Source organism: Pseudomonas entomophila (genome assembly GCF_013523125.1).
GTDB classification, from domain to species: domain Bacteria; phylum Pseudomonadota; class Gammaproteobacteria; order Pseudomonadales; family Pseudomonadaceae; genus Aquipseudomonas; species Aquipseudomonas entomophila_B.
In genome coordinates this window covers 1-685 of the sequence record NZ_JAAMQJ010000107.1, presented here as the reverse complement: position 1 = coordinate 685, position 685 = coordinate 1, and the positions used below count along the sequence as shown (strand labels likewise).

The 685-nt window shown below is 50.5% G+C and carries 1 protein-coding gene, 2 tRNA genes and 1 rRNA gene; all 4 read left to right on the top strand.

The annotated features are described in order from the left end of the window. Window positions 1–62, top strand: a 16S ribosomal RNA gene (locus tag G7007_RS21800); the annotation flags it as partial. Window positions 63–187: 125 nt separating this feature from the next. Further along, window positions 188–264 (top strand) — tRNA-Ile (locus G7007_RS21795). A gap of 23 nt (window positions 265–287) precedes the next feature. Further along, a tRNA-Ala gene (locus tag G7007_RS21790) sits at window positions 288–363 on the top strand. Between the two features lie 137 nt (window positions 364–500). Next, on the top strand, window positions 501–685 hold a 185-nt coding region (locus tag G7007_RS22070), incomplete at its 3' end, for a hypothetical protein (RefSeq protein WP_219854308.1).

Below are 685 nucleotides of genomic sequence, written 5' to 3'. Positions count from 1 at the left end.
TGACTGGGGTGAAGTCGTAACAAGGTAGCCGTAGGGGAACCTGCGGCTGGATCACCTCCTTAATCGACGACATCAGCCAGCTGATGAGCCCCCACACGAATTGCTTGATTCTTTGTACGAAGACGATAGAAGCAGCTTTAAGTCTTGAGCTTCAAGCGGCAAGCTTGAACGCGTCGGGCAGCACCTTAGGTCTGTAGCTCAGTTGGTTAGAGCGCACCCCTGATAAGGGTGAGGTCGGCAGTTCAAATCTGCCCAGACCTACCATTTCCTGAAATGTGTAGCATTCTGGGGCCATAGCTCAGCTGGGAGAGCGCCTGCCTTGCACGCAGGAGGTCAGCGGTTCGATCCCGCTTGGCTCCACCACTTACTGCTTCTGCTTGTAGCGGGCTGCTTGCAGCTTACTGCTAGAACCTAGAAATGAGCATTCCTTGCTGAATGTTGATTTCTGGCTTTTGTCAGATCGTTCTTTAAAAATTCGGATATGTGATAGAAATAGACTGATGGCCACTTTCACTGGTGGTGATCAGGCTAAGGTAAAATTTGTGAGTTCTGCGCGAAAGCGCAACATGCGAATTTTCGGCGAATGTCGTCTTCACAGTATAACCAGATTGCTTGGGGTTATATGGTCAAGTGAAGAAGCGCATACGGTGGATGCCTTGGCAGTCAGAGGCGATGAAAGACGTGG